Annotated in this window: 29 protein-coding genes; 2 read left to right on the top strand and 27 right to left on the bottom strand. The window is 40.2% G+C overall.

What is annotated here, in order from left to right; translation table 11 throughout:
- Positions 1-196: 196 nt before the first annotated feature.
- From BM195_RS04130 to nikB, 8 genes are read right to left on the bottom strand one after another with little or no spacing between them, the layout of a single operon-like run.
- Entirely contained in the window at positions 197-724 is a 528-nt protein-coding gene (locus BM195_RS04130) for a chromate transporter (protein WP_090234185.1), read from the bottom strand.
- A complete protein-coding gene (locus BM195_RS04125) occupies positions 724-1,332 on the bottom strand; it encodes a chromate transporter (protein WP_090234022.1) in 609 nt (202 codons plus the stop codon). Before BM195_RS04125 ends, BM195_RS04130 begins: the two co-directional genes overlap by 1 nt.
- Entirely contained in the window at positions 1,323-2,936 is a 1,614-nt protein-coding gene (ggt, locus tag BM195_RS04120) for a gamma-glutamyltransferase (RefSeq protein ID WP_090234018.1), read from the bottom strand. The genes BM195_RS04125 and ggt overlap by 10 nt, the downstream gene beginning before the upstream one ends.
- 18 nt (positions 2,937-2,954) lie before the next feature.
- Positions 2,955-3,932, bottom strand: a complete 978-nt coding sequence (locus tag BM195_RS04115) for an ABC transporter ATP-binding protein (protein ID WP_090234015.1) — start codon at positions 3,930-3,932, stop codon at positions 2,955-2,957.
- The gene (locus BM195_RS04110; RefSeq protein ID WP_090234013.1) at positions 3,901-4,896 is read right to left on the bottom strand and encodes an ABC transporter ATP-binding protein; all 996 of its coding nucleotides are present in this window, start codon (positions 4,894-4,896) and stop codon (positions 3,901-3,903) included. Before BM195_RS04110 ends, BM195_RS04115 begins: the two co-directional genes overlap by 32 nt.
- Before the next feature lie 8 nt (positions 4,897-4,904).
- Positions 4,905-6,449 (bottom strand): glutathione ABC transporter substrate-binding protein, encoded by a 1,545-nt coding sequence (locus BM195_RS04105; protein ID WP_090234010.1) that lies wholly within the window; start codon positions 6,447-6,449, stop codon positions 4,905-4,907.
- Between the two features lie 23 nt (positions 6,450-6,472).
- Positions 6,473-7,372, bottom strand: a complete 900-nt coding sequence (locus BM195_RS04100) for an ABC transporter permease (protein ID WP_090234007.1) — start codon at positions 7,370-7,372, stop codon at positions 6,473-6,475.
- 14 nt (positions 7,373-7,386) lie between these two features.
- Positions 7,387-8,328 carry a nickel ABC transporter permease gene (gene nikB / locus BM195_RS04095; RefSeq protein ID WP_090234005.1) on the bottom strand — a complete coding sequence of 314 codons (942 nt, stop codon included), beginning with the start codon at positions 8,326-8,328 and terminating at the stop codon, positions 7,387-7,389.
- 213 nt (positions 8,329-8,541) lie between these two features.
- Between nikB and BM195_RS04090 the strand changes: the two genes are divergently transcribed.
- Positions 8,542-8,991, top strand: a complete 450-nt coding sequence (locus BM195_RS04090) for an Lrp/AsnC family transcriptional regulator (protein WP_090234001.1) — start codon at positions 8,542-8,544, stop codon at positions 8,989-8,991.
- 82 nt (positions 8,992-9,073) lie between these two features.
- Here the strand turns inward: BM195_RS04090 and BM195_RS04085 are convergent, their stop codons facing one another.
- Together BM195_RS04085 and BM195_RS04080 are read right to left on the bottom strand one after the other, a co-directional pair.
- Positions 9,074-9,373, bottom strand: a complete 300-nt coding sequence (locus BM195_RS04085; RefSeq protein WP_090233998.1) for a TIGR04104 family putative zinc finger protein — start codon at positions 9,371-9,373, stop codon at positions 9,074-9,076.
- Positions 9,374-9,781: 408 nt separating this feature from the next.
- Complete coding sequence (locus BM195_RS04080) at positions 9,782-10,699, bottom strand: phosphotransferase family protein (protein ID WP_090233995.1); 918 nt, start codon at positions 10,697-10,699, stop codon at positions 9,782-9,784.
- 299 nt (positions 10,700-10,998) lie between these two features.
- Here BM195_RS04080 and BM195_RS18030 point away from each other — a divergent pair, with 299 nt between their 5' ends.
- Positions 10,999-11,271: a hypothetical protein gene (locus tag BM195_RS18030; RefSeq protein WP_139223967.1), complete on the top strand. Its 273-nt coding sequence runs from the start codon at positions 10,999-11,001 to the stop codon at positions 11,269-11,271.
- Between the two features lie 555 nt (positions 11,272-11,826).
- On the opposite strand, the gene uxuA is transcribed toward BM195_RS18030, so the two are convergent.
- The 17 genes from uxuA to BM195_RS03990 all read right to left on the bottom strand — a co-directional run bounded on the left by uxuA (position 11,827) and on the right by BM195_RS03990 (position 26,096).
- Positions 11,827-12,909 (bottom strand): mannonate dehydratase, encoded by a 1,083-nt coding sequence (uxuA, locus tag BM195_RS04070; protein WP_090233991.1) that lies wholly within the window; start codon positions 12,907-12,909, stop codon positions 11,827-11,829.
- Positions 12,906-13,529 (bottom strand): bifunctional 2-keto-4-hydroxyglutarate aldolase/2-keto-3-deoxy-6-phosphogluconate aldolase, encoded by a 624-nt coding sequence (locus BM195_RS04065; protein ID WP_090233988.1) that lies wholly within the window; start codon positions 13,527-13,529, stop codon positions 12,906-12,908. Before BM195_RS04065 ends, uxuA begins: the two co-directional genes overlap by 4 nt.
- 15 nt (positions 13,530-13,544) lie before the next feature.
- Positions 13,545-14,315, bottom strand: a complete 771-nt coding sequence (locus tag BM195_RS04060) for a glucose 1-dehydrogenase (RefSeq protein ID WP_090233985.1) — start codon at positions 14,313-14,315, stop codon at positions 13,545-13,547.
- Between the two features lie 32 nt (positions 14,316-14,347).
- Complete coding sequence (locus BM195_RS04055; RefSeq protein WP_090233982.1) at positions 14,348-15,364, bottom strand: zinc-binding alcohol dehydrogenase family protein; 1,017 nt, start codon at positions 15,362-15,364, stop codon at positions 14,348-14,350.
- Between the two features lie 12 nt (positions 15,365-15,376).
- A complete protein-coding gene (locus BM195_RS04050; protein ID WP_090233980.1) occupies positions 15,377-16,651 on the bottom strand; it encodes a TRAP transporter large permease in 1,275 nt (424 codons plus the stop codon).
- Complete coding sequence (locus tag BM195_RS04045; RefSeq protein ID WP_090233977.1) at positions 16,651-17,136, bottom strand: TRAP transporter small permease; 486 nt, start codon at positions 17,134-17,136, stop codon at positions 16,651-16,653. The genes BM195_RS04050 and BM195_RS04045 overlap by 1 nt, the downstream gene beginning before the upstream one ends.
- Before the next feature lie 52 nt (positions 17,137-17,188).
- Entirely contained in the window at positions 17,189-18,211 is a 1,023-nt protein-coding gene (locus BM195_RS04040) for a TRAP transporter substrate-binding protein (RefSeq protein ID WP_090233974.1), read from the bottom strand.
- 103 nt (positions 18,212-18,314) lie between these two features.
- A complete protein-coding gene (gene allD, locus BM195_RS04035; RefSeq protein ID WP_090233972.1) occupies positions 18,315-19,325 on the bottom strand; it encodes an ureidoglycolate dehydrogenase in 1,011 nt (336 codons plus the stop codon).
- A 15-nt stretch (positions 19,326-19,340) separates the two neighbouring features.
- Entirely contained in the window at positions 19,341-19,892 is a 552-nt protein-coding gene (gene hxlB / locus BM195_RS04030; protein ID WP_090233969.1) for a 6-phospho-3-hexuloisomerase, read from the bottom strand.
- Entirely contained in the window at positions 19,889-20,509 is a 621-nt protein-coding gene (hxlA, locus tag BM195_RS04025) for a 3-hexulose-6-phosphate synthase (RefSeq protein WP_090233965.1), read from the bottom strand. The genes hxlB and hxlA overlap by 4 nt, the downstream gene beginning before the upstream one ends.
- An 8-nt stretch (positions 20,510-20,517) precedes the next feature.
- Complete coding sequence (locus BM195_RS04020; RefSeq protein WP_090233962.1) at positions 20,518-21,468, bottom strand: sugar kinase; 951 nt, start codon at positions 21,466-21,468, stop codon at positions 20,518-20,520.
- Positions 21,461-22,492, bottom strand: a complete 1,032-nt coding sequence (locus tag BM195_RS04015) for a LacI family DNA-binding transcriptional regulator (RefSeq protein ID WP_090233960.1) — start codon at positions 22,490-22,492, stop codon at positions 21,461-21,463. The genes BM195_RS04020 and BM195_RS04015 overlap by 8 nt, the downstream gene beginning before the upstream one ends.
- Positions 22,493-22,661: 169 nt before the next feature.
- Complete coding sequence (locus BM195_RS04010) at positions 22,662-22,871, bottom strand: hypothetical protein (RefSeq protein ID WP_244535659.1); 210 nt, start codon at positions 22,869-22,871, stop codon at positions 22,662-22,664.
- A 446-nt stretch (positions 22,872-23,317) separates the two neighbouring features.
- Positions 23,318-23,677 (bottom strand): hypothetical protein, encoded by a 360-nt coding sequence (locus tag BM195_RS04005; RefSeq protein ID WP_244535658.1) that lies wholly within the window; start codon positions 23,675-23,677, stop codon positions 23,318-23,320.
- 163 nt (positions 23,678-23,840) lie between these two features.
- A complete protein-coding gene (locus tag BM195_RS04000) occupies positions 23,841-24,671 on the bottom strand; it encodes an ABC transporter permease (RefSeq protein WP_090233957.1) in 831 nt (276 codons plus the stop codon).
- Positions 24,671-25,636, bottom strand: a complete 966-nt coding sequence (locus BM195_RS03995) for an ATP-binding cassette domain-containing protein (protein ID WP_090233954.1) — start codon at positions 25,634-25,636, stop codon at positions 24,671-24,673. The genes BM195_RS04000 and BM195_RS03995 overlap by 1 nt, the downstream gene beginning before the upstream one ends.
- Positions 25,611-26,096, bottom strand: a complete 486-nt coding sequence (locus BM195_RS03990) for a MarR family winged helix-turn-helix transcriptional regulator (RefSeq protein ID WP_090233951.1) — start codon at positions 26,094-26,096, stop codon at positions 25,611-25,613. The genes BM195_RS03995 and BM195_RS03990 overlap by 26 nt, the downstream gene beginning before the upstream one ends.
- Positions 26,097-26,342: the final 246 nt, after the last annotated feature.

The raw sequence follows: 26,342 nt of genomic DNA, 5'->3' as shown, positions 1-26,342 counted from the left end.
TTGCAACAATTGTTGCAATGCAAACATCAAAACCAGTGTCTCGAATACGAACAAGACAACATTCATTATAGCATGACACATGACACTACAAGGACGGAAATGCAACGCCCCCCCCTTAAGTAAAATGTGACCATTACATGTATTCATGATACGCTGCAGTTAGCTTGTATTTAAAATTAAAATAAGTCACTCAATCTCACAAAACAAACCCGCCATACACGAGCGTTCCCATAATCACAAAGGCCGGATGAATTTTAAAACGCTCCAGCAATAAATAACTGACGCCGATGAGAAAAGCCGTCTGCCATATACCGATCCCTTCATATGAATCAACGAAAAACCGCCATGCCATCAGACCGAGCAAAATGGCAATGACCGGCCGCACATACAATGTCAGTCGTTTGACTTTCGGGGAATCTTTATACTTATATAAAATCCCCATTAATAAAATCATCAGGATCAGCGATGGGGCAACCGTGGCTAAAATAGCTACTATAGCACCGGGAATCCCTCCAACTTCATATCCGATATAACCGGCCATTTTGGTGGCAATCGGGCCTGGAAGAGAATTCCCAAGTGCAAGCACTTCACTGAATTCCTGGACAGACATCCATTCATAGCGTTGGACTACTTCATTCTCAATCAGCGGTATCGATGCAGGACCTCCTCCATAACCTAGGATTCCCGGAATAAAGAAAGCGATAAAAATGTTCCAGTAAAGAATCAAGACCTTTCACCTTCCTTTGCACGGCCTGCATCCCGCTTGGATAATGCTATAATGATCAAGGCTGCTATGGCAATTCCCGGATGAACCCCTGCAAATTCCAATAGAACTAGGATAATGGCGCTCATAACAATCGTTTGTGTCCACCCTATGCCTTTGCCCGCCTTTTCAAAAAATTGCCACGTCAAAACAGCCAGCATAACACCGACTACCGGCATAACAGCGGCTGTCATTCCGTTCACCCAATCAAAATCCCTGATGGACGATAACGACATTAACAGGGCAATCATTAACAGGATAGTCGGCAATATAGTAGCCACTATAGCGCTGATCATCCCCAATAAACCGGATATACGATGACCGATATAGCCGGCCATTTTCGTGGCAATCGGCCCGGGAAGCGTATTGCCCAATGCTAAAATATCGCCAAATTCCTCATCATTCACCCATTTATACTTATCCACCACTTCTTTATGAATCAGCGGAATTGATCCGGGTCCGCCCCCATATCCAAGGATTCCTACCCGGAAGAAAGCCAGAAAAAGGTGCAGATGCTGGCGTCCCTTATTCCGGCCTTCATTTACTTCGTCTTGATTATTCACCAGCAAGCTACTCCACCATCCGTCCGTGTTTCAGTGCCACCGACAAGTACGCCGGTATCAGCATCGCGCCAAATAATTTGACCCCTTCCAAAACCGTTTGGCTCCAGTTGGATCGTCACGTCATGCGCTTTTTCCGATAGTCCTTGAGCGATATGATGAGGAAAGCGGTTCTCCACTTCTATTTTTTTATCCTTAAACCATTGCCATCTTGGCGCATCCAATGCAGCCTGTGGTGTCAGTCCAAAATCAATCGTATTCATGACGACCTGTACATGCCCTTGTGGCTGCATAAAACCACCCATAACACCAAAAGGACCGACAGGCTGATTCCCTTGTGTCATGAATCCCGGAATGATCGTATGATAGCTTCTCTTGCCGCCTGCTAAAGCATTAATATGTTCGGGATCGATTGAAAAGTTATGTCCGCGGTTCTGCAAGGCAATACCGGTCCCCGGAACAACCAAGCCAGATCCAAAACCCATATAATTGCTCTGGATGAACGATACCATATTCCCTTCATTGTCTGCTGCAGCAAGATATACCGTCCCCCCCTGCGAAGGTTCACCGGCTTCAGGAAGCTGAGCAGTCTTGCCGATCAGCTGTTTTCTGCTCTTGGCATACAATTCACTCAGCAATTCTTCTGTTGAATACCTCATATGATTTTCATCTGTAATATGCGCCTGGCCGTCAGCGAATGCCAGTTTAATTGCTTCGATTTGTTTGTGGTATGTATCCACAGATTCTTTTTCCGTGAAATGAAACTCTTTCAAAATATTAAGAGCCTGCAGCGCAACTAGACCCTGACCATTCGGAGGAATCTCCCAAACATCATACCCTCTGTAATGGACGCTAATTGGCTCCACCCATTCAGATTGATGTGCCGCCAAGTCATCAGCGGACAGAAATCCCCCATTTTCTTCTGAAAATGAAGCAATTTTTTCCGCCAGTTCACCGTGATAAAAGGCTTCAGCATTTGTTTCAGCGATTTTTTCCAGTGTCTTTGCATGATTTTCCGAAGCCCAGATCTCACCGGGCTCCGGAGGCCTTCCCTCTGGTGCAAATGTCCTGAACCATTCTGAAAATATCTCATCCGTGAGATTTTTATTAAACATATTAAAAGACTTCTTCCAAAATCTGCTTAGTGTCGGGGAAACCGGAAAACCCTCTCGTGCATAATGAATTGCCGGCTGCAAGACTTCCTGGAAGGGCAGCTTGCCAAATTCTCTGGAAAGCTCAGCCCAGGCAGCCGGTACCCCCGGCACCGTAACTGGAATCCAGCCATATTTCGGGATTTCCTCGTGCCCTGTATCTTTGACAGCTTTGATTGAAACTGACTCTGGTGCACGCCCGCTTCCATTCAGACCGTGTAGTTCACCTTTTGTCCAGACCAATGCAAATGCATCACCGCCGATCCCGTTCGATGTCGGCTCCACAACCGTCAGACAGGCAGCCGTTGCAATCGCGGCATCAATCGCATTCCCGCCTTTTCTTAAAATATCCAGCCCGGCCTGAGAAGCAAGCGGTTGTGACGTGGTGACCATACCGTTCTTCGCAAAGGTTGATAATCTCGGCGAAGCATACGGATAATTGAGATGATTAAGTGCCTTCATTTCTATCTTCCTTTCTTTTTAAACTTCATGACACGCTACGAAATGATTTTCTTCAATCTCTCTCCACTCAGGTATAACCTCTGCACAGTAATCCTGAGCAATTGGACAGCGAGTATGGAATGGACACCCTGTTGGATAATCAGAAGCACTTGGCAAATCTCCCTTAAGTTTTATCCTTTCCCGCTTTTGTTTTGGTTTGGATCGGGGAATTGCAGACAATAATGCTCTCGTATACGGGTGGAGCGGATTATTGTAAATCTGCTGTGAATCACCCAATTCTACCTGTGCGCCCAAGTACATGACAAGAACTCTATCACTCATATACCTTACAACACCCAAATCGTGAGAGATAAATAGATATGTCAAATGATATTTATTCTGTAGACTTTTGAGAAGTTTCATAACCTGAGCCTGGACAGACACATCAAGTGCTGAAACTGCTTCATCACAAACAATTAAAGATGGATTAAGTGCCAAGGCACGTGCTATCCCTACCCGTTGTCTTTGTCCGCCACTGAATTCACGTGGATATCTGTCATAATGCTCTTCCTTTAGACCAACTTCTTTTAAAAGTGATTGAACCTGCGACTTACGTTCAGATTTATTCAATTCCGAATGAATAATAAAAACTTCTTCAAGCGCATCACCGATTTTCTGTCGAGGATTCAGTGATGCAAATGGATCTTGGAAAATCATCTGTAAATTCTTTTTATATTTTTTTAATTTTCGTTCCGGCAGGTCTCCAATTGATTCTTCATTAAAGTAAATGGTGCCTTCTGTAAGTTTTTCCAATCCTATTAAAACTCTTCCAAGTGTGGACTTCCCACACCCGGATTCACCTACAATGCCTAACGTTTCTCCTTCAAATACGGTCAAGTCTACACCATTTACTGCTTTTACAAAGGATTTTGGTCTTTGAAAAATACCGCCTTTAACAGGAAAGTGCTTTTTAACATTTTTAACTTCAAGTAATTGTGTCTGGTTGCCCACTCTGATTCACCTCCTGGAGCCAGCATTTACTGTAGTGGGTAGGGGTCACCTCAAACGAGGGTGGTTCTTTATGCTTGCACACTTCCGTCGCAAAGGGACAGCGGAGATGAAACCGGCAGCCGCTGATTTCATCATTAAGGCCCGGCATGGAACCCTTAATAACCTGCAGTTCCTGCGATACGTCATCCACATCAGGGACTGATTCAAGCAGCCCTTTCGTGTATGGGTGCTGGGGGTTTTCGAATATACTTTCAACATCTGCAACCTCCACTACTTCACCAGCATACATCACCATAACGCGATCAGCTATATCAGCTACAACCCCCATATCATGCGTAACAAAAATGACTCCCATGCCAATATCAGATTGCAGTTCATGAATCAGATCAAGTATTTGAGCCTGAATCGTTACATCTAATGCAGTAGTCGGTTCATCTGCAACCAATAAGGATGGTTCACACGCCAGTGCCATAGCTATCATCACACGCTGTCTCATTCCTCCGCTCAGTTCATGTGGATATTGATCCAGTTTCTCCTTCGAATCAGGTATACCAACTTTATCCAATAGTTCAATACTCGCTTTAGTGGCTTCTTTTTTAGACATATTTTTATGAATCGTTAATGGCTCTCTTAACTGGTAGCCGATTGTTAATACAGGATTTAATGCAGTCATTGGCTCCTGGAAAATCATAGAGAGTGCATTCCCTCTTAATTGTTCCATTTCTTCTTCAGATTTTCCAATCAAATTCTCATCATCTAAACGAATGGAGCCACCAGTGATTTCACCGTTCGATGGAAGAAGACCCATAATAGATAATGAAGTAATACTTTTTCCGCAGCCGGATTCTCCTACAATACATAACGTTTCCTCTTTATCAACAGAAAAAGATATTTTTCGAACGGCCGGTAAATGGCCATCAGCCGTCCGAAATTTAGTTTCTAAGTTATCGACATTGAGTAATCTGGACATGTTAGCACCTACTTTCTGCTCACAGGATAAAGAGACCACATACCAGTTGGATCAACAACCAGTCCTTCAACCGATTCGTCATAGGCTAAAGTCACCATACCATGATCCATAACGACCCATGGAGCATCTTCCATAGCCAACAAATTAGCCTCGTGCAGTTTTTCTTTCCTTAGCTCCTGGTCCACAATCGTTCTCGATTCCTCCACTAGATTATCAAATTCATTGTTACTGTAACGGGAATAATTCGATGATCCAATATTATCTGAATGTAAATTTGGATAGAGCAGTTCACTTCCATCCGCAGTACTATTAGACCATCCAAGGAAAGTCATCTCGTAATCTCCCTGTCTGGCAGTATCTAAAAAGCTTGCCCATTCCATTGTCTCTATAGAAGCATTTATCCCTATCTCCGTTAATTGTGATTGAACGATCTCGGCCATTTTCATATAGTTATCACGATTGGCTGCAAGGAGTGTTACTTCCTGCCCTTCATAACCATTTTCCTGAATCAGCTCTTTCGCTTTTTCCGGGTCATACTCATAATCCGATGATGTTGCTTCCTCATTGTATCCAAATACCTTCGGACCAATGATGCTTTCATTATGGATCCCAAGACCGTTAAGTTGTGACACATATGCTTCCTGGTTTATCCCGTAAGCAACAGCCTGTCGGAATTCCGGGTCATTGAATGGTTCCTTTTCCATATTAAATCCTAAATAAGACACCCGAGTTCCTTCCGATTTTTGAACTTCCACACCATTAAGTGACTCTACTCGGCTAATATGATCGGAAGGTACTTGATCAATAAATTGAACTTCACCAGTCTCAAGCATTGAAATGGCTGTAGAGGTTTCCGGAACTACTTTAAATGTAACTGTTTCAATCTCTGGGGTCTCTCGCCAATAGTCTTCATTCCTTTTCAATGTAATTTGATCTCCTTCAGTCCACTCCTCAAAAACAAATGGACCAGTACCCACTGGTTCTTTATTGATATTCCCCTCTTTGTCTGCTGTTGGACTCACAATGGCAGCATTCGTGTGACTAAGCGCAGCCAGCATAGGTCCATAAGGTTCTTCTGTTTTTAAGACGACTGTATACTCGTCCTCCACTTCAATCGACTCAACCGGTTCTAACAATGATGCACGCGGTGCAGCCCTATCAGGGTCTTTTAACTGTTCAAAGGTATATTTTACCGCTTCAGCATTAAATGGAGTACCATCATGGAATGTAATATCCTCCTTTAATTTAATGACCCATGTATTTTCATCAGGTGTCTCATATGATTCTGCCAATAATGGTTCAGGTTCAAGCGTTTCCGGGTTTTGTCTAAACAATGTTTCGTAAACCTGGTAAGTTACATTGGAAGATACAGAATCATTCGTGTCAATAGGTGACAGACCTGCTGCATCGGAGGTAGTAGCATACGTAATTTCGGACGGTACATTCGTATCGCCGGAATCTTCTCCACCGCTTCCCTCGCTGCTGCAGGCAGAGATGAACAGTAACCCTGCAATCAAAAATAAAGTCAAACTAAAAAACTTGTATCCCTTCATTGAAAAGTCTCCTCTCCTTATTGTTAATTATTCAAATCCATATTCGGATCTAACGCATCCCGCAATCCATCACCAACAACATTAAAGGCAAAAACTGTCAGCATAATAGCTATTCCGGGAATGATGGCTAAGTGTGGAGCTTCCCACATGAAATCCTGTCCCGCCGCTATCATAGCTCCCCATTCTGCTGTTGGAGGCTGGGCACCTAAACCAAGATAACTTAAGGCTGATGTTGACAGAATTGCAGTAGCCATTCGCATCGTTCCAAAAACGATCAGTGGTGCTGTACAGTTTGGCAGTATATGTTTAAAAAGTATTCTCCAATCACTGGCACCTATAGATTTCATAGCGAGAATATATTCCTGTTTTTTAACCGACAGCACACTGCCTCTGACAATTCTTGCACATCCGGGAATCGACCATATACTTATAGCAATGACGACATTCACAAGACTTGTCCCGAGCATCGCAATAATCAGCATGGCTAACAAAATGCCAGGAAAAGCAAACAGTAAGTCAACTATTCTCATTATAATGCCGTCCAATTTTCGGTAATATCCCGCAAGCAGTCCAAGGATAATACCACCAATCAATCCCAGACCAACCGAACAAAGCCCCACCAGCAAGGAAATAACTGCACCATGTACAATCCTCGACCACATGTCCCGACCATAATTATCTGTACCTAAAAAATGACCTTCTGAACCTATAGCTAATTCCGTACTTTCTAAATTTTGTTCATATGGACCGTGACTTGTAATAAAAGGTGAAAATATTGCTGTAAATACGATTAATGCAATAATTATCAGCCCTATTACCGATAGTTTATTCTTTAAAAGACTTTTCGCAATTTCAACAAGACGACTATGATTCTTTTTTTCCGTTTCACTATTCTTACCTGTTGCCTCAGCTGCAGAAGGCATAAAATCCCTCCTTTCTAGTCATAACTGATTCTAGGATCAATGAGAGCGTATATGATATCGACGACCAAATTAACAACTACAAAAATGGCTGCCACTAACAGAACTGTTCCTTGAACAATTGGAAAGTCACGTGCTGCAATAGCATCAATCATCAATCTTCCAATACCATTAATGGCAAAAACTTGTTCAGTAATGATCGTTCCACCAAGCAAAGTTCCAAAATTAATGCCAATGATTGTCACAACCGGGATCAAGGCATTTTTTAATGCATGAACCCATATTAGAGGCCGTTTTCTAACACCTTTTGCCCTTGCAGTTCGTATATAGTCCGACCGAATAACTTCAAGCATAGAAGATCTTGTCATCCTGGCAATCAAGGCTGCAGAAGCTGTCCCCAGCGTTATCGCCGGAAGTATTAATTCTTTCATCCCTTCTATTGTATAAACAGGTGAACTCAAACCTCCTACAGGCAATACTTGAAGATTGACTGCAAATATTAGGATAAGCATAGCTCCCAACCAAAAGTTAGGAATAGAAACACCTACTAATGCAAAAGTGGTACTTGTCACATCGATCCAGGAGTTTTGTTTTCTGGCAGAAATAATTCCAGCCACTACTCCAATGATCACGGCCACAATCATGCTGGCTGCAGCTAGTTTCACTGTCGTCGGAAATCTTGTAATGATTGCTTCTGTAACAGCTTGGTTAGTCTGATACGAATACCCAAAATCTCCCTGGAGTATGTTGCCAAGGTAGTCAAAATATTGGACTAATACCGGACGATTTAGTCCCATTTCCTCCCGAATGGCTTCCAGATCCGAAGACGTAGCATTAGGGCCACCTATGATAGTAGCCGGATCACCCGGTGCCATATGCATACTCATAAAAACCAGAAACGAAATACCGAACAAAAGTAGTATTAATTGAAAAAAACGTCGAGTGATCAACCCAATCATTTACTCACCTCCAATTTAAATGTAATTTTCTCATTATTAATTATAAATTAAAGATTATTTTATTTCACAAATAGTTAGTTGTCAATATATTTTAAAAACAAATATCACACTCAGATCAAAAAACACTTTCATTTATAAAGAATATGCACTATGTTAGTTACATTTAATGGAAACATGTTATAATCTTTTAAGACTTTACTTTGGAGGGGTCATATGAAGGTTGACGCTATTGACAAAAAACTACTGGAAGAATTAGTTGAAGATGGAAGAGCTTCATATGTTGAATTGTCGGAAAAGGTAGGTATCTCGCGGGTAGCTGTAAAAGATCGGATAAAAAATCTGAAGGATAAAGGCATTATTGAAAAGTTTACTGTTGTCATTAACTCGGAGAAATTCGGAAAAACCGTATCCGCTTTTTTTGAGGTGGACGTGGAACCTTATCGTTTTCAGGAGGTGGCGCAGAATCTCGCCGATCATCCGAATGTTGCCAGCATATACCAGATGACGGGGCCAAGCACATTACATATGCACGTGCTGGTTGAAGACTTTATGAAGCTGGAAAATTTTATTAACAGTGAATTATATTCCGTACAAGGGATTACAAGGGTGGAAAGCAGTGTCATCCTGAAGCGGTTCAAAAGCAGGACGGGGTATAAATTATAACTCTGGGATCAGCTCCCCGTCGTATTCAACTGTTGCTGGAAACAATGGGGAGCCGGCTATCCGATTACTCTGCGATCATCATTCACTTCCACCCTGGATCTGCTTCGTTAGACAATTCAATTAAAAAAAGATTAATGGTAATTACTAATATGAATGTTCCTATTAAAATACCAAAACTCATGAAAGGCGTATTAACCAAAATACCTAGAGGAATCGCAATTGGTATGGAAAAATTGCCCAAATTCATTCGCCTTCTTGCTTTCGCTGTAAGATGCTGCTTGCTGCCACAATACGGACAAGTCAATCGTACATCTAAGGAGAACATCGCTTTAATCGTTTGCTTCCAGTTCCACTGTTCACTGCAATGTTGACAAGTCGGCATTTACTCAGCTCCTTTGATCTTGTATAAAGGAAACACTCCGATCCTTATTTCATTATCAAATTGCCCCAAAGGTTTAGAAAGGTTGACAGCATTTGGTACTGCCTTCATCACACCTTCTACTATATCATATTAAGTATATTGCAGATACGAGATCATGCTAAAAAAATATTTGAGCAGGCATGTGTACCTTTGCATCCCATTTCCCAATATGGCTAAACAAGCTCATTTGTTTGTCACCATTTAAATTTTGCTGAACGCTTTTTTCACCTATTTCTATATATTCTGCAGCTGTTTTTGATTCATTGTAAGGTAAACACGGTATACGATAAGAAGCATTTTCCTGGAAGTTACGGAAATGGAAAAATTAAACATGAATGACCTCACCCAATATTGAAACATGCCCTGTTTTTATTTTTGACTTACCTGACTTTCGTTTTGAAGTATTTTAATGGCTTCGTCAATCAAATCCTGATTTTTTCGTTGGAGACCTTCCAATAACAGCACTACATTGTCTGCTGTCAGAAAAAAAGCGAGCTTATCCAATACTTTGTCCATGTTTTTCTCCCCTCTAATCTCCATGACTTTTCGTGTAAACGTCTCCCCACATTCTTCCAGGAGGTATAGATATTCATAATCTGGATCACCGATTTTCATATCACCAAAATCAATGATACCTGTAAGTGCTTGCTTGTGCGGATCATAGAGGAGATGATCCAACGATAGATCCGCATGAAGGAGTTTAGCTGTATAACTGACATATTCGTGATTCGACAAGTATGTATCAAAACGAGATGAAAGATAGGTTTGGATTTCTGTATTCATTTCAGGAAAAGCTTTTTTTTTCACTTCTTCGTATAGATCAGCATACACATCATGAAAAGCATGATTTGGTATGTCCAATGTAGTTGCCTGGAAAACATCAAAGGATTGCATTTGATCCATAAACTCAGCCACTTGAACAGCGATCCTATCTCTTGTTGCGGATGGCAAGGTGTGAAATTGTGGTTCATCCATTGGTACCCCTGACAAGATCCTGTAACCAACAAACGGAAATCCGTTCATTTGTTCTCCGTGATAGATGAATTCAGGGATACAGAGGGAAATGTGCTGTTTTAAAATGGGTAATCCTTTGATTTCTTTCTCCAAATCAACGGCCCCCTGTTTCTCTTTTGGAAATCGAAAAACCAATTGATCATTGATCAGGTAAGCGCGACTCATCCAACCCTCACCAAGTTTCATTATATGGTCAACTTTCATGTTATTAAAATTGTTTTTGACCGTTCTTTGAACCCATTCAAACTCAACATTATCGATACTTTTATTCATCTCATTTAATCTCCTTTTTACTAGAATGGACACTTTCATTTTTACAGTATTCTCACAAAATTGTACACATACAAATTATAAACTTTTACTCCACATCTCCGCTATTAAATTGGTACTAATTATTTCAAATTTACTTGGTTTTGAAACCGTTATTCTACAGTATGTCCTAAGACCTGCGAAGAAAAGTTGGCTGTAAATCAATAGCCAGATGAATACATTTGGCTACTGTAAAATACCGGTTAAAAGAACAGATGAGCGGTTTTAAATAAGGAAAGCTGTCATCGTAAGAGAGCTAAGTTATGAGTGTAAATAAATCTGAAAACAAGTTGTTTTTACCGGTCTTATCCCTATGTTCATTTTTAGTCGGTTTTGATTTGATTGTGACAATCCCTTTAATTCCAACAATAGTGAAAGATACGAATATGTCACTTGATCTGGGCTTAGTCACTAGTTCAGCTATGTATGCGGGTCCAGGACTATTTACAGCAATTGCTGCTGCCTCTTTACTTTCAGGTGACAGTTTTATATGGGTTGGAATTTTGTGTAATGCAGCTACATCATCGTCTTTTTGACCGTATTTAAAGTCCATGATATGAACAAACATCTAAAAGACCGGAATCAATCTAATTTTCTTGAATTTGAAAAGTTAGTGACACGTGGGGGGGTTATTTCACATATAATAAGTAACGGGTTGGGGAAGTTAGCTTTTTTGACGTTTTAAAAAAGGTTGAGAATCAATCAGAAAGTCGTCCTGCGATTATCTTAGAAGCTACAGGGCATTTATCATTTTCCGGTTATTCAAGTGCAGAAGAGCAGAATTATGCGCTGACGAATATGTATACTCATTCGATAATGCAATATCAAGTGGTCATCAATTCGTAGCCAATTGGAACATTAACTTTCGATAAAATCTGTACTTGGATTTTATTCTCATGAATGCGATCGGAAAACCATTGAATGCCTGCAACTCCCTTGTTACCTTTAAATGCGGATATTGGTTGAATAATTTCCGCTTTTGAAGCAAAAAGACATCCCTAGTCGCCAAAGATGTCTTTTTGTCTACCCTGTCATTTTCTTAGATTATTACCTTTGATGACCAACTGTACTGGTTATGAGCTCTGGCTTCACTAACTTTCATTACTACGTTTTCTTTTACTTCTTTCAAAAGCGTCCCATAATCCCCAAATATACATAACTCCCATTGCCCTGTCATATAATCCATATCCTGGTCTGCTGTTCTCTCCCCAAATATGTCTGCCATGATCAGGCCTTGTATAACCCGAAAATTGTGTATCATGATAACCTTTTACGACATCATGTATATCGACAGAACCATCCTGTGTGCGGTGTGAAGTTTCGATAAAGTCCCCATTATCATATGTTTTTACATTGCGAATATGAGCAAAATGAATTCGGTCAGAAAATTCACGTACCATATCGGCAACATCATTATCTGGATTGGCACCGAGCGAACCGCTGCAAAATGTTACGCCATTATAAGGGTCGTCAACAAGATTTAAAAACCTTTGGATGTTCTTCTTATTTGTAATAATTCGAGGCAAACCAAATACAGACCAAGGCGGATCATCAGGATGGATCGCCATCTTAACGTCATTTTCTTTTGCTACAGGAATAATTCTTTCAAGGAAATATTGAAGATTATCCCAAAGATCCTCCTCTGTTACCTGTTTATATTGCTCAAATAGCTTAGACAAGTGCTCAAGCCGCTCAGGCTCCCAACCGGGCATGGTATACGATGAATTACGAGAAATCATCTCCACTAATTTCATAGGATCGATATCTTTAATCTTTTCATTTTCAAAAAATAACGCCGTTGATCCATCATACATTTTTTTAAACAATTCTGTACGTGTCCAGTCAAATACCGGCATAAAATTATAACAAATAACTTTCACACCGGCCTTTGCGAGTCTCTCAATTGTTTTAATATAATTGCTGATATACTTTTTACGTGAAGGCATTCCAAGCTTGATATCTTCATGGACATTGACACTCTCAACAACATCAATATTTAGGCCGCTCTTCTCTACTTGTTTTTTAACTTCTATTATCTTTTCCTCGGGCCATTCTTCACCTGCAGGAACATCATGAAGGGACCAGGCAACACCTTCTACCCCTGGTATTTGTTTTATTTGTTCAAGCCCAACTGTGTCATTTCCTTCACCAAACCACCTTAAAACCATTCTCATATAGTTATCCTCCGTACTTTATCAACAAAATCTCTGGATTTATTTTCAATATCGCCTATACTTCCCTTAATTAACGAGCCTCCTACCCCAACAACTTCAGCTCCGTTATCAAACCAATCACCAATATTATTAAGGTCTACTCCGCCTGTAGGCATAATAGACAGCTGCGGTAATGGCGCTTTGAACTGTTTTATTGCTTTCGGTCCAAACACACCGCCTGGGAATAATTTAATCATCGAACAGCCTGATGTCAGTGCAGTCATCATCTCTGTAACCGTCATACATCCGGGTATATATGGAATTTGATAAAGGTTACAAAGGTCTGCCGTTTGATTATCAAACCCCGGACTGACAATGTATTTAGCTCCAGCCTGCATTGCCATTCTTGCAGTCGTTACGTCCAATACAGTTCCTGCTCCAATTAAACAATCATGATAACATTCTGACAATGTTATCATTGCTTCCTGCACCTGGGGGATAGTGTAAGTTAACTCTATACTTGTTATCCCGCCACGTATACATGCTTCCGAGAATTCAATTGCTTCCTGGCTGGACTCTGCACGAATAACAGCTACTATTTTTGATTTTTTTATTTTTTGTAACGTATCAACTATTTGCATAGCCTTCACTCCCTGCTAGATCTTGGTTGCACCAAATCCACCATCTACAGTTACCATTGATCCGGTAACAAATCCGGCAGCTTTTTCGGACGCCAACCAAATGACAGCTCCTTGCAGTTCTTCCGGACTCCCAAATCGTTTCATCGGTGTATGGTCCATAATGGCCTTCACACGATCTTCGGTAAGGATTTTACGATTTTGCTCTGCCGGGAAGAAACCCGGAATAATAGCATTCACTCTTATATTATCCGAAGCAAGTTCTTGGGCCATAAATTCTGTAATACTATTAATTCCAGCTTTAGAGGCTGAATATGTTACCACCTTTGTAAGTGGTTTAATGGATGAAACAGAAGAAATGTTGATGACACTGCCTCCACGTTCTCTTACTTTATTTTTTCGCGCAAATTCCTGACAGGTAAACATTACAGATTTTAAGTTTACATCCATAATACTGTCCCACTCATCCTTGTCAATATCAAAGAAAGGTGTTGAGCTATTAACACCAGCAGAATTAATCAAAATATCCCATCCACCGAATTCTTTATCAATGACATCAGCTGCATTTTTAATAGAATCGTTATCCCGTACATCGGTTTTGATAAAATTTGCACTTACACCGTTTTGCCTAATTTCCTCTAATATAAAACTCGCTTTTTCCTCATTTCGCCCCGTTAAAACAATGTCAGCACCACTTTGAGCTAAGCCTAGTGCCATTGTGGAACCAAGTGTACTTGTTCCTCCCATAACAACTGCTAGTTTACCCTGCAAATTAAACATATCATTCATCAAAATAACCTCCATTTATCTATATATTTTTTTTAAAGGTTGATTATTACTTTGCGAACCCCGGATGGCATTTCTTCCATTAATTTAATAGCTTCTTCAGCATCTTCTAAAGCAAATTGGTGACTGATCAAATCTTTCACATCAAAATCACTAGAATTAAACAATTCAACAACTTTAGGAAAACGGTGAGTCTGTAATCTTGAACCACAGATTGTTAATTCTTTTTTCGTGATATTTACTTGTGCAATTCGGGAAAACTCAACGTGGAATCCAAGTAAAACCACTCTCGCAGCTACTGACGTAACATCTATAGCTTGTTCAGCTGTTGTTGGTGTTCCGACAGCATCAATGACCACATTAGCACCCATCCCATTAGTCCACTCAGAAATTTTTTCACTGACATTTTGGCTTTGCGGGTTAATGGGCAGTTCAGCTCCCCAACTACGGGCAAATTCCAACCGTTCCTGATTAAAATCAGAAATGGCAACTTTTGCCCCTGCATTTAGAGCTATTTTCAAGCAGCATAATCCAATTGGTCCGGCACCCGTAATATACACCATATCACCATTCCGGATTTGTCCGCGATACGCCGCTTGTGCACCAATCGTAAAAGGTTCGATTAAGGCAATTACTGACCATTCCAGTGAATCATCTACACGGTGTACCAGATTCTTTGGCATAATTGTATATTCACGACCTCCGCCATCTCTATGCACACCATAAACTTCTACATGCTCACAAACATTTGGACGGCCCTGTTTGCATGCGTAGCATTCACCACATGATGTCATTGGTTCAATTACAACCTTATCACCAACATTTAACTCGGATACAGATTCTCCTGCCTCAACAATCTCCCCCGACACTTCATGGCCGATAATACGAGGATAGGAAGCAAATGGATTCTGTCCGTGCAATATATGCATATCGGACCCACATATACCCATTGCTTTCATGCGAATCTTCACTTCATCAAACCTTGTTATTTTAGGCTCTTCCACTTCAACAACACGCAGATCATGTGGTTCAGCTACTTGTAAAGCTTTCACATTTACTCCTCCTTAATCCAAAAGACTTGGTAAAAACATTGTTAATTCTGGTATAAAGGCTACCAGTAATAAGACAACTAAACTGACGCCAAGAAACGGTAGTAACGCCTTCGAGGCTCGACCGATTGATACCTTACCGATACTGGATGCGACGAATAAACATACACCAACAGGTGGTGTTGATAAACCAATCATTAGGTTCAATACCATCATTACACCGAAATGGACTGGATCCATACCTATTTGTGTTGCTATTGGTAAAAGTACCGGGAAAAGTATTACGATTGCTGCAATTGTTTCCATAAATGTTCCAACAAATAGCAGCAATAAATTTATTAATAGTATTATAAAAATCGGGTTCTCAGTTATAGATAAAATGGTATCAGCAATAAGCTGTGGAATTTGTTCACTAACAAGTATCCATCCGAACAGATTGGCAAAACCTACTAAAATCATAATCCCAGCAGCGGTTACCATAGAATCCATAATAATCTTGGGTAACTTACCAACTTTTAGATCACGGTAGATAAACAAGCCAACTATCAGTGCATAAACTACTGCAATGATTGACGCTTCAGTAGGTGTGAAATACCCACTCAGAATGCCAAATAAAATAATAACCGTCATCATTAATGCCCAAAAGGCACCCCAAAAGGACTTAAAAACGACTGAAATAGACTGTCTTTCTGCTTTTGGGTATTTCCTCTTCATGGAAATAATGTAGGTGACAACCATTAAGCCGGCTCCCAGCAAAATTCCCGGTATAATGCCAGCTATAAATAAATCACCGATTGAAACGGTCGCCAGCGTACCTAAAATTATCAAAGGTAGAGATGGCGGAATGATTGGACCTATTGTAGAAGATGATGATGTAACAGCAACTGAGAATGAGGCATCATACCCTTCCTTTTTCATAGATGGTATCAACACTGCACCTAAACTTGCGGTATCAGCTAATGCCGTTCCAGTAATACCAGCAAATCCCATAGAGGCACCAACATTCGCCAATCCCAGTCCTCCACGAATATGTCCAACAACGTCCTTGGTAAATTTTATAATTCGATCAGTTATACCACCTGCATTCATGAGATTGCCTGCCAAAATAAAACCAGGGATACATAGCAGCGTAAAAGAGTTGATACCTTCAAATAATTTTTGGGGTACAATAGACATGGATATATCAGCTAATAGAAGGTATAATAGCGAAGACAGCCCTAAACTAAAAGCTATCGGCACACCAATAAAAATCATTGCCAAAAATGATATAAACAGTAATAATGCCATCATTACTCAACACCTTCTTCACTTTCGTTAATGGAATCTCTAAGCATATGATATATATTTAAAAAGCTGTATAAGGATACAAATATAAGTGTGATGACCATACTTAAATGCACATAAAACATCTCAATTTCAAGTGTGGCAGAAGTTTGGCCCTCACCTAACAAGGCAAAATCGTACGCATGTGTAATTAGCATTGCGCCAAAGACTCCCAGCACAAAATAAATAAATGCGTTATAATACTTCCTTACTTTTTCAGGTAAAAAACCAATAAGAAGATCCACAGTTATATACTCTCTTTTTTCCATTGCCACTGGAGCGCCAAAGGCTACTGAATAAATGAATAAGTACCGCGTTAATTCCTCAGTCCAAACGAAAGAGAACGGTGTAAATCTGCCAATAATCTGAATCAGAACCACTATCATAAGTGCAGAAAATGTAAGAACTGTAAGTATTTTCAGTATTCCGCTAAGAATTTTCAACGCTTTCATGACTTCACCTCAATAAAAGAGTTAAGGGGGGCTTTCAAATAGCCCCACACTATTATTCTGCTGCGTCTATAATTCGCTCATAGAGTTCCAGTTGTTCTTCAGAAAGACTGTTCTCAACAGCAGGTTTCATTGCTTCAGCGAATGTATCCTGATCAACTTCTACAAATTCCATACCCTCATCTTTAAGCATTTGTTCATATTCGGCAGTTTCAGTTTCATAAAGATCCATACCAAACGCTTGAGCTTCTTTTGCTGCTTCCTTAACCGCAGCTTGCATATCCTCACTTAAAGAATTAAGTTGTTCGTTGCCAACTACAACGTAAATCCAGCTACGTACATGCTCCGTTCTATTCACATAATCCTGTACTTCGTATAAACTGGCACTGTGGATTAAATCAACTGGGTTTTCTTGTCCGTTAATAACGCTTTGCTGCAAACCTGTGAATACTTCACTAAAGGCCATTACTTGTGGACTTGCCCCTGCTTCTGACCATGCATCCATGAATAACGGCACATTTGGTACACGCATTTTAAATCCTTCTAAATCAGCCGGCGTTTTAATTGGATCGTTTGATGTCAAGTTACGTGGTGCACGTAAATGATAATAAAGTGGTGTCACTCCGACTTTTTCTTTGATTGCGTTTTCAATTTCCGTACCAATTTCCCCTTCTACAACACTTTTAACATGTTCTTCGTTTTCAAATGCATATGGAGTGGCCATTAATGCAGCTTCAGGCGCCCAGTTTTGCATTGTTTCACCAGAGATTGTCATGTCAACAGTTCCTGCCTCAATTCCATTCAATATATCGGTCTCGCTACCTAACTCTTCGTTAGGATAGATTTCAATTTCCAGTTTACCGTCAGTTTTTTCACTAACTAATTCTGCAAACTTTTCAGCAGTTTTATGCCATTGGTGATCCTCATTTGATAAATGACCGAGTTTCCAAGTAATCGTTTCACCATCATTACCACTGTCATTGTCACTGCTGTCTCCGCTGGCAGAATCATCTCCGCCACAGGCTGCTAATACAAAAAATAGTGATAAACCCATTAGTAAACCAATCAACTTCTTCATGTTCTTATTCCTCCCTAAAATATAATTTATAGTCAATCTCGTTGAATGAATCTAAATGATGAATTGAACATATCCCCCCTTAAAGTGATAAAAATAACATCCTCTATAAAGTTAAATATTCATAGATACTTTCGGGTACAGGTATGCCATTAATGCGACGCTCTTCTTCTTTCAATTGTTCAGGTTCACCTGGTACCATAACTGATTTGAATCCTTCTGCAGGTTCAAGTTGGTGCAGTTCTTCAATCATTTGGTCAATATTAAATAAAAATTCATCTTTTGCTGTAAATAATCCAGGGTCTACCGTTAAAATAACATGGCCCAAGCGGCGGTAATTGTTATAGTCACCATACATCGTTGCGATATTTCTTCCGAATGCAGAGCCCGTCAGGATGCCAGAAAGCACATCAACTGTAAGACCCAATCCGTACCCTTTTGGACCACCAACGGGTAAAAGGCTTTTTACTAGATTAGGGTCTGTAACTGGACTTCCATTTGCATCAGCACCCCAATTGTCAGGGATCGATTCACCCATTTCTCTCGCATGAAATACCTTTCCCAGTGCAGCATTACTCGTTGCCATGTCCAGCACAATTGGTTTTCGATTATTAGCTGGGAAGCCATATGCTACTGGATTTGTACCAAAGTAAGGCTCGGAACCGCCAAAAGGAACAACTGCACTGTCAGTTTGTGTCATGACCATACTGACAACTTCTTTTCTAGCAGCTTGTTCAGCAAAGTAGGATAGTGCACCACAATGACTGCTGTTAACGATCCCGACCATACCTATTCCATTTTTCTTCGCCAGATCGATAGCCTTATCCATTGCTTCCTTAGTAATGACATGGCCCATTCCATTGTCGCCATCGAATAAGGCAGCAGTTTTGCCTCGATCTTCAACTTTGAATTCCGGATTTGGGTTCATTCCGCCTTCGTTCATTCGCTTAACATAATGCTCTGTTCGCAAAACGCCATGTGAGCTTACGCCCCTTAAATCAGCATGAACCAAAACTTTTGCTACCACTGATGCATGTTCTTCACTTACATTTGCTTCCGTTAATTTTTTTATGACGAGTGATGTAAGTTCATCTTTTTGTACGACAACATCTGGCATAGCTATCTTTCCTTTCTAGTCAAGATTATCGTGCTGCTCCTTCATATAATCATTTATGTTTTCTCGACTTTGCGTTAATGCAATGACAATCGCATCCAGTAAAATATGAACACTTTGATCAAATTGATTTCCCATCGGCTGTATCGTCGGTAACTCTTCATGGCGTCTATATTTTGTTGCAGCAGGTATTCGAATCATTTCATCTGCTAATCGCCCTAAATCAGAATTTTCAGCAGTCGTGACTAGTAATATACCTGCCCCGGAATTTTTGGCTTGTTTTGCGTTTGATCTTATTGAAGCCGTATTACCAGATCCGCTAATGGCAACCAGCACATCGCCTTCTTGAATGCTGGGTGTGATTGTTTCCCCTTTTACGAAGACATTATAGCCAGCATGCAATAACCGCATGGCAAATGTCTTCCCCATTAGTCCTGAGCGACCTTCTCCTGCAACAAAAATCCGATTTGCTTGATTAACTTTACTTGAAAAAGATTCAATTTTTGCATTTTCCAGCTGTTCTCCAACGTGTTTAAGCTCTTCAAGAATTTTCAAATGAATTTTCTTCATGGCTTTCGAACCGCCTCCCGCATGATTCTCGCCGACTCTTTTGGATTTGATGACCCTGTGATAAAGCTTCCTACAATGTATACATCAGGATTTAATTTTGAAAAATGTTGTACACGTTCAGAATCAATTCCACCAGCCACAAAAACGGTAAAATCTTCTATAGCAGCCTGATAGTTTGATAGATAATCCAGTGATGCTTCACCCTGTATGTCCTTGCCAATATGCATGGATACAGCATCTACGCCAAAATCCCTTAATTTTGATATACGGTGCTTTGATGTAATACCGATTAGATCTACCACGATTTGCTTGTTATGCTCGTTTGCAACCTGTATTGAATCCGTTATTGTTTGGTCTGCCGAAAACCCCATGACAGTTGTCAAATCAGCTCCAGCTTCGAACGCTTGAAGTGTTTCATGTCTACCGGCATCACATGTTTTCATATCAGCTAGAAGCTTTGTTCCAGAATATCGTTCTTTCATTTCCTTAATGACTGACATTCCGTATTCCTTGATAACACCTGTTCCAATTTCAATATAATCAATATAAGGGTAAATTTCGGAGACAACGTTAAAGCATTCTTCCTTATTTATTCGGTCAAGAGCCACTTGTATCATTGGGACCCCTACCTCTCAACAACTTTCTTATCCTCTAATCTGTTAAGGGCATCTTCCAAATACGGAAGACCCTCGTTATCACCAAACACTTCAACAACCATCGAACCAATTATGTTAGCAAACCTTAATATCCTCTCAGGATCCCAATTATTTAATATTCCATAAAGTGCGCCAGTATTGAATCCATCACCAGCCCCAACAGTATCTACTGCATTAACATTGTGTTCAGGCGACTGTTCGTATAATGTATTATCAGTCCATAGCATTCCACCATTTTCACCCTGTTTAACAAATAAGTGTGAAACGGCGTATCCCTTCATTTCCTCTTGTAATTCCTCTATATCACTGGTATCGAATAATAATTCCAATTCTTCGGTTCCCGCCAGCAAATAATCGACATCCCACATCCAACGCAATAGTGTTGTACGAGCTTTTTTTTCATTCCAAAGTTTTAGTCGGATGTTCGGATCCATTGAAATTCTTAAGCCATATTTTTTTGCCAACTCAACAGCTTTATCTATAATCCCAATATTGTGATCATTAACTGCTGGAAAAACCCCAGTAATATGCAATAGTCTTGCCTGTTCAAAGAACCCTTCGTTTAAAGCCTCTGAATTTAGTGTTAATGTAGGAGATTTCTCTCGATAGTAATAGGTGTTTGAAGACCCATCACCATTTATTTCTTTAAAATTAATCGATGTTGGATGATCCTTCATTAACTCCACTTCGCTAACATCAATACCTTCTCCTCGGGCAAAATTATATATATATCTGCCAAATTCATCGTTACCTAATCTGCTGATCCACCCCGTTCCCAACCCAAGACGGGCACACCCAATGGCGACATTGAATTCTGCCCCGCCAACTTTTCGGTTAAACGTATTCACAAAACGCATAGGTCCGGTTCTATCAGGGTTAAACGTAATCATTGCGTCACCAATTGTTATCACATCATTCACTTGGTTCACCCTCTTTCTTAGTTGAATTACGAATAATCAATGATGGTTCATGTCGATGTACTACTGAATCTTGTTTAAGTTTTTTATCCTTAATTTTATCCAATAGAATAGTTGCCACTTCCATACCCATCTCGAATGTAGGCTGAGCTATTGTTGTTAAAGGTGGTGAATGAATCGGACCAAACGACACTTCATCAACCGTTATCAACCCAGTATCCTTCCCGACTCTGATATCGTTTTCAAATGTATATTTTAAAATCTCCATCAGAGATAAATCATTACCAGATATAATAGCATCGGGTTTTATATCCAATGAGAAAAGCTCATCGAGGCCTTGATCAAATGAATCCAGCTCCATTCCTTTAATGTATTCCTCCTGAACTGTAATACCATTTTTTTCAAGAGCCTTCTTATACCCATTAATTCTTTCAATTCTTGGTGTAACACTATCGGTAAGTGATGCAGTAACAATAGCTATTTTTTTATAGCCATTCTCCAATAAATGATTGACAGCAAGTTCAGACGCTCTTTCATTATCCAAGATAACTGTTTCTGCATCTAACCCTTCAACTAAACGATCCAAAAAGACTATTGGAAAATCTTGCTTAAGTAATTTTTTATAGATTTCCAAATTACCCTTAAGCGGCACAACGATAAGTCCATCCACCTGTTTAGCTAAAAGTGTTTCAATATATTTCCTTTCTTTTTGCGGATTATCATCAGCGTTACAAATTATTGTAGAAATACCATTCTCGTTACATACATTTTCAATAGCCCTTATAACCTGAGTGGAATATGCATGCAATATATTTGCAACAATAACACCTATTGTAGATGTACTTTTTAGTTTTAAACTTCTGGCAACAACGTTTGGTTGATACCCCAATTCTGTAATAGCTTTATTAATTCTCGCCCTGGTTTCATCCCCCATATAATCAAAACGTTCATTCAAGAATTGTGAAACTGTGCTTTTGGATACTTCAGCTTTTTTAGCTACATCTGAAATCGTAATTTTTTTAGTCATGAAAAATTCTCCTTAAACTAAATCGGTTTACTAAATCGGTTTATAAGAATTATATAATAATTGAAAGCGTTTTACAATATATTTTTTTTATTTTAAACATTAAAATTTTCGCTGTATTATACCCCAATAAATAAAGACACTCTTTTAAAGGTGTCTTTTACTCATGCTTCTATGTGGTTAATTGTCCATGATTAAGTGCTGATATTCTGAGATTCAGCCATGTCAAAACAATTACCGTCACCATAAAGACAAACCACAGTGGGTTATCTGTCATTGTACTTAAACCTTTCGTTATGACATCGTATAGTAAAATAGCGATAATCCCGACACTTTGCACCATAAAAGCAATCCGGATATTCTTTAAGTTTTGCAGGGTCAACCGTTCATCTTTAATCCTTTTCTTGTAAAAAAGCAATTAAAAATCAAAAAAAAGTAGGAAAGAATATTATCTTAATGCTCCATTCGCAAAAAATTAATGCTTGGTATGATGTCTGGTAACGCAATCAGGAGACTTACAATAACAAAAATTAAAAGCGCTTTAATACCGTTACTTTATATATGATGATGCAAGTGAACAGAAAAAGCCCGGACCCTATTACCGCGGTGTAGTCATTTCAGTCGTAATCGGAATTGTTTTTGAACTTCTGGCCAGGTTTGGTCCGGATCATAGCAGCATCAGTGATTCCCTGATAGTAGGCTGTGTCTTTTTTGTTTGCTTTCTTGTACCATATTCATACCTTTACTACTTACGGAAAAAGCGTTCAGAGAATACTGATGCTTAATCCTATTTGATAATGAAAGAAATCGCACCAGGTGATCCGTTTTTTACAAAACGTCATTGTTATTTTGCTGTGCTTCCTGTATTTGCTGGCGCGTATCATGCAGCTCTGCATAGGCTTGCTGAAATTGTGGGTTCTCTGTCGCTTCGATCCCAGCTTGTTGAGCAGCCTTTAATTGCTGCTCGGCTTGCTGCAGTTGCTGCTCTGCCTGCTCAAGAAGCTGAGCATCTGACCCCTGTGCCAGACGCGCGGATTCCTGTGCATCATGGATTTGTCGACTTGCCTGCTGTAATTGCTGATGTGAATTCTGCTGTGCCGCCTCCGTAACAGTAATTGACAGTAATTGTAGAAAAGGTCCATATATAGCTTTCCATCGATCCCACTTTATATGTATACAGCAATTCACAAACGTTTTATCAGCGAAAATCTTACTTCTATCAGCGCATTTCCCCCTTCTATCGGCGATTTGCTGATGCTGGCACAATCTATTTGTCAGAATGGGGGTTTTCGGCAAATGCTGAACGTCAGCATCATTAGGCAGCACTAGGGCACTGGGCTAGCCAGAACTTCTACGCTTCCGACCTGGAAAATTTCATCGTAGCCAATACGACAAAAACAGCACCAATCAATCCGACAACAACAACTTCTTCCATGAATGTAATCACATGACCGAACAGTTCTAAATCAAGCCCCATTGCCTCCCGTAGCGGGGCACTCATTGTTTCCGGCTGCAGAATAATATCTTTGAACATATCAACCGAGTACGTTAATGGATTAATTTTCACAATGATATCCATCCATAGTGGCAGGCCATTTAACGGAAATAAGGCACCGGATAAAAATAGCATCGGGAACAATAGAATTTGCACCACCATTTGAAATCCCTGTGCTGTTTTTAATAGACTGGCGATCAACAATCCGATTGCCGATATCGTAAAGGCGACCAGAAACATTGTCGGAACCAGCTGCAGGATCATTCCAAAGCCAATCGAAACACCGATAAACGGAACGAAAATCAGCATCATTAATCCCTGAATGACCGCTACCGTAGTCCCACCGAGCACTTTCCCGACAGCGATCGAAACCCGTGACATTGGCGAAACCAATATTTCACGCATATAGCCGAATTCTTTATCCTGAACAACGGATAACGCGGAGAAAATGGCGGTATTGAAAACCGTCATCCCAATAATGCCCGGAAACATAAATTCAACAAAGTCAAATTCAGCCAGCGGTCCGCCATCAGCATCACTGCCAAGCATCGATTGCATCGCACCGCTCATACCACTCCCGAAAAGGATCAGAAACATGAACGGCATGGCAAACGAACCGAGCAGACGGCCTTTATCACGAAAAAACTTAATGACATCACGCTGCCATACAGCAAAAACAGCTTCCATCAATGACCCCTCCCCACATGTTTCATATCTTTTTTCGAAACGGTTTCTTCACGAATTTCGCGGCCGGTTAAATGCAGAAAAACATCGTTTAAGGTTGGCCTGCGCAAATTAACCGTTAAAATTTCCACCGAAAACTCCCGGACAAATTGAACGAGAAACTCACTGCCCCGATTCACCTGAAACGTGAGCACATCATTTGCTTGTTTAACATTCACATGATAATTCACCTCAATTTCAGTTTTGGCCCGTTCATTATCAGTTGACCTAATTTCAATTATATCGCCGCCGACGTCTGTCTTTAAGGCATCAGGGGTATCGAGTGCGATTACTTTACCGTGATCCATGACAGCGACACGATCACAAATTTCTGCCTCATCCATATAATGCGTCGTCAAAAAAATGGTAATGCCCGCTTTTTCCTTTAATCGCAAAATATATTCCCAAATATGATTTCGTGTCTGCGGGTCAAGGCCGACAGTCGGTTCGTCAAGAAATAGTACACGTGGGTAATGCAGTAATCCGCGTGCAATCTCAAGCCTGCGTTTCATACCACCCGAAAAAGTCTCAACAATTTGTTTGCGTTTATCGGATAAATCAACGATCTCCAGTACTTCTTTAATCCGTTCTTCCCGTTTTTCTTTTGGCACTTTATAAAAACGGCAATGAAGCATCAGGTTTTCATTGGCCGTCAGCTTTTCGTCGAGTGTTGATTCTTGAAAAATCAGGCCAATGCTTTCACGTACTTTATTCTTTTCAGAAGCAACATTGAATCCATTTATAACCGCTTCCCCACTTGTTGGTTTATTAATGGTTGACAGCATATTTATCGTCGTGCTTTTGCCAGCCCCGTTCGGACCGAGAAAACCAAAGATTTCACCCGTATCTACAGCAAAATTGACACCTTTTACAGCTTCAAAGTCTTTATAACGTTTTTTCAGGTCATTGACTTCCACAATATTCGTCACGTGTTTCTTCCCCCTTTTCAAGACTATCTCGCCCTAATATGCCCTTCAATAATTTCAGCCCGTTTATGATTTGATCCAGCTCCCGATCACTGGCATAGTATGTCATTTCATCCATGAATTCATTTACACTGGATTTCAGTGAACCTTTGAGTTCAATCGCCTTTTCTGTTAATGAAATTTGAACGATCCGTTTATCTTCTTTCTTGCGTTTACGGACGACGAGGTCCTGTCGTTCCAACCGATCCAGAATACTGGAAACGGTGCTTGCAGCCAAGTTAAGTTCCTGACTGATATCACCGACCCTGCTGCTCTCATGATTATATAAATAGTGTAAAATCATCATCTGTGACGGCGTTATACCCAGATCTTGAAATGCCGTTCGCAGCTGCTGATTCAGCATCGCATTGATTTCACGTAACAGTCCAGCAATTTGATTTCCCGACCGCGAAGAATCTTCCATTATCCTCCTCCTTTAATTCGCATGCTAAAATTTCGCACACTAAATAATTTACCATATGAGAACCATCCGTAAAACGTCAGGATGGTCTCTATTGCTTCTATTTCACAATAAGATCATTTTTGATCAGAGCTATTCATCAACCCTTATAATATGGTTTATAGTGCGAGATAATGACTCATTTGGCAGCCGTTTCCTCTGTCAGTTTTAGCTCCATTGGGCTTTTCAATCATGTGATCACAAGTGTCA

Source organism: Lentibacillus halodurans (assembly GCF_900112045.1).
Classification (GTDB): Bacteria; Bacillota; Bacilli; order Bacillales; family Amphibacillaceae; genus Lentibacillus; species Lentibacillus halodurans.
This window is presented reverse-complemented; position numbering and strand designations above follow the sequence as displayed.